Consider the following 3,943-nt stretch of genomic DNA (forward strand, 5'->3'; position numbering starts at 1 on the left):
GGTCTGGGCTTGGGCAAAAACGCACTTCCCGCTCGATTGGCAACCGGGTCCAAAGACAACGGTTTGGTTGAAGCGTCTTTCTGGTGTGTCGTTGGGTGTTTACGTCATTCACGAATTTGTGATTGCGGTGCTAGAGAAGTTATTGCACCTTGATCAAAGCTCTTATTATCATATGTTGGCGCTGCCGATGGTGGTATGGGTCATCAGTGTGGCGATTGTGCTGGGATTACAAAAAATCCCAGGTGTAAATCGTTTATTGCCATAAAATACTTAAGTTGTTTAAGAGGTGTGTAAGCCGAGGAGGTGTTACACATCTCTTTCTTTTTGTCCACTGCGCTATAATATAGCTTGAGAGAGTTTGTTAAATTTTACAGAGTGTTTAGGAATGGTGGTTAGCGTATGGATAAAACCTTAAAGATTGCGTTGACAACGGGAGTTATGACGTTGGGTATCGTTATAACAGCCACCCCAGTTGATGCAGCGACAATGACGACACAACAACAAGCGTTTGTGAATAAAATGACGCCAGCGATTTTAGCGGATACAAGTAAATATGGGCTATATCCGTCAATTCAAATGGCACAAGCGACCTTGGAAAGTGGTTGGGGACAGAGTACGTTAAGTACGAAAGCCAACAATTATTTCGGTGTTAAAGGTGCTTTCAATGGGCAATCAGTCACGATGTGGACAACTGAGTATTCAGATGGCAAGCCATATTCAGTTCAAGCACAGTTTGCTAAGTATCCTTCGGCGTATGAGTCAGTGGATGCGCAAGGCAAGTTGCTTAAGAACGGTGTGTCGTGGAATCCAGAATATTACGCAGGTGCCTGGCGTTCGCGGGCTAAAAATTATAAAGAAGCGGCTTATGGGCTACAAGGGCGTTATGCAACGGCACCAACGTATGCCCAATCGCTCATTAATTTGATTGAAGAGTACCATTTTGATCAATTAGACAACGATGGCTATAAGAATGGTAGCTACTATTTGAAGGGAAAACCTGCTTCTGGCTACATCAATGATGGTAATGGCTGGTTCTGGTTTGAAAATGGTCGTAAGTTTACGGGGTTCCGTTTCTACATGGGAACGTACTACTGGTTCGAAAATGGTTCACGTATTGATAATAAGTGGCGTTCTGCTTGGAATCTCCAATACTACGTTGATCGTGAAGGCCGAGCGGTGCAGGGAGATGGCTACAAAGTTAACGGGATCTACTACAACTTTGGTCACGACGGCACATTCTTCCTGCGCGGTAAAGCGAATGGTTACGTCAACACAACGGATGGGTGGTTGTGGATTGAAAATGGCCAACGTTACACCGGATTCCGTAAGTACATGGGCGCATACTATTTCTTCATCAATGGGGTTCGCCAACATAATCGATGGGTGTCAGAGTGGGGCTTAAATTACTACGTTGGTAGTGATGGCCGGTCTGTCCAGGGCTCACATGTGAAGATTGGCAATAAGGTATATAACTTTGGGACGAATGGTACATTCTATTTGCGTTAAATTTGCGCTATACTAGACTGATAAGTTTAAAAAACAGTCGGAGAATGACATGCAAGTCGTAAAAAATTATTTGTATAACGTCTTCTATCAATTGCTAACTGTGTTGGCACCGTTGATTACGATGACGTACCTGTCACACGTGCTTGGCGCGGATGGAATGGGTGTCCAGGCTTGGACTAACTCGATTGTGAGTTACTTCTTGCTGTTTGCCACGTTAGGTATCACTTTGTATGGTCAACGTGAAATTGCGTATGTGCGTGATGACCGTGAGTTGCGTGATCGACGGTTTTGGGAAATCCAAGGACTGCACACAATGGTCAGTCTGTTGGCAATTGCGATTTATGTCGTCTTTGTCTACATGATGCGCCATGTACCAGGTGAGTTCTCAGCAAACAACCATCAACTGTATTTGCAGACATGGGTGATTGTTTCAGGGCTGCTCGATATTTCATGGTACTTCATGGGCTTGGAAGACTTTAAGAAGACGGTTGTCCGTAATTCGTTGGTTAAGATTGCCATGGTGGTGTTGATTTTCATCTTGGTTAAATCAGCTGATGATGTCGATAACTACATCCTATTATTGGCACTCACCCAAGTGATTGGTAATATCACGATGTGGTTCTACATTCCAGGTAAGGTGAAGTTGCCGAAGTTGTCGACTTTGAACTTCGGTCACCACTTATTACCAACATTAGGCTTATTTTTGCCAACGATTGCCACGCAAATTTATTTGCAGTTGAATAAGACAATGTTGCCTTTGTTTGCTAGTGGTTCAATTAGTTTGTCAGCCTTTTATGAAAACGCGGATAAGATTGTCAAAGTGTCGTTGGCCCTGGTGACGGCGATGGGAACGGTCATGTTGCCACGTGTGGCGAACCATTATGCGAACGGTAACACGAAAGCGGTCAATGATGCGATTTACAAGTCAATGGACTTTGTTACAGCAATGGCTGCGCCCTTGATGTTCGGGATGATGGCCTTGGGTCCAAAGATGTCGATTTGGTACATGGGACCAAACTTCTTACCAGCGGGTTGGACAATTACGATTTTGTCGCCAATTGTCTTGTTTATCGCTTGGAGTAACGTTATCGGCACGCAATATTTGATGCCGGTTAACCGGACCCGAGATTTCACAATTTCCGTGACGGTCGGTGCGGTTGTTAATGTGTTGCTGAACTTTATCTTTATTCCGCTTTGGAGTTTGTATGGGGCAGCGGTCGCGACGATTATCGCTGAATTCGCTGTAACCCTTTACCAAGTTTATGTCATTCGTCACCAACTTGAATTAGGCGTTTTGTTCCACGGTTTGTGGAAGTATCTCGTAGCGGGTGTCGTTATGTTTGCAGTCATTGCGACGATGGCTTGGCGAATGCCACCGTTCCCAACGAGCACGGTGGTACAGATTGCGGTTGGTGTCGTGGTATACGTGATTATGGTCATCCTGATGCGAGCTAACTTTGTGTTGACTGTGCAAGGGTTTATCAAAGGACGTCTCCACAAGTAAAAGCAGTTATTATAAAATTGTGAAAGCATCCCAATCAGGGGTGCTTTTTTGCTATACTGGAACAGGCTGATTAAATATATGAAAGAGGACAGATATGTCTAAGTTATCAATTATCGTACCGGTTTTTAACGAAGAAGAGACAGTAGCAATCTTCTACGATGCGATTGAACTTGAACGCAAAAATTTTGCTGAATATGATATCGAATATTGGTACATCGATGACGGTTCAACTGATGGGACGGTTGCCGCTGTTGAAGCATTGATTGCGCGCGATGAAAATGTGCACTTGGTGTCATTTTCACGTAATTTTGGTAAAGAAGCTGGCTTGTACGCTGGCTTGGAGCATGCGACTGGTGATTATGTCGCGGTTATGGATGTGGATTTGCAAGATCCACCCGAGTTACTGCCAGAAATGTTGGCGGGCGTCTCATCTGGTGAATGGGATGCCGTTGGCGCACGCCGCACAACGCGCGCTGGTGAACCAAAGATTCGTTCTTGGTTTTCAAGCTTGTTTTATAAGATTATTAACATGGTGTCAGACACCCATATCGTTGAAGGGGCACGCGATTTCCGCGTAATGACCCGTCAAATGGTTGATGCGATTTTGAGTATGCAAGAATATAACCGCTTTTCGAAGGGCATCTTCTCATGGGTTGGTTTTAAGCAAAAGTATTTAGAGTATGAGAATAAGGATCGTGTAGCCGGCACGACATCATGGAATTTCTGGAGCTTGTTCCGTTATTCAATTGATGGTTTTGTGAATTTCTCGAAGGCACCATTGCTCCTCGTATCTGTCCTGGGGACGATTGCCTTTGTGATGGCATTGATTGGTGCGGTTATCGTGTTTGTACGCGCGCTAGTGCATCCAGAAAACTCGGTCTTTGGCTGGCCATCAACGATTGTCATCATGTTAGCGCTTGGTGGCGTGCAACT

The 3,943-nt window shown here is 44.7% G+C and carries 3 protein-coding genes and 1 pseudogene; all 4 read left to right on the top strand.

The features are described from left to right. Positions 1-265, top strand: a pseudogene (locus tag WEIDD23_RS13335) (acyltransferase); the annotation flags it as partial. Between the two features lie 134 nt (positions 266-399). After that, on the top strand, positions 400-1,506 hold the full coding sequence (locus WEIDD23_RS00765; RefSeq protein ID WP_062358668.1) for a glycoside hydrolase family 73 protein: 1,107 nt from the start codon (positions 400-402) through the stop codon (positions 1,504-1,506). Positions 1,507-1,555: 49 nt separating this feature from the next. Next, positions 1,556-3,010 carry a flippase gene (locus WEIDD23_RS00770; RefSeq protein WP_010371936.1) on the top strand — a complete coding sequence of 485 codons (1,455 nt, stop codon included), beginning with the start codon at positions 1,556-1,558 and terminating at the stop codon, positions 3,008-3,010. Between the two features lie 94 nt (positions 3,011-3,104). Then, positions 3,105-3,943: glycosyltransferase family 2 protein (locus WEIDD23_RS00775; protein ID WP_062358731.1), on the top strand; the 839-nt coding region annotated here is incomplete at its 3' end.

Origin of the sequence: Weissella sp. DD23 (assembly GCF_001579105.1) — a bacterium.
Classification (GTDB): Bacteria; Bacillota; Bacilli; order Lactobacillales; family Lactobacillaceae; genus Weissella; species Weissella cibaria.

What these genes read in the sequence shown, in the direction of transcription:
- WEIDD23_RS00765 (WP_062358668.1), top strand. Translation starts at nt 400, where the DNA reads ATGGATAAAACCTTAAAGATTGCGTTGACAACGGGAGTTATGACGTTG.
- WEIDD23_RS00770 (WP_010371936.1), top strand. Translation starts at nt 1,556, where the DNA reads ATGCAAGTCGTAAAAAATTATTTGTATAACGTCTTCTATCAATTGCTA.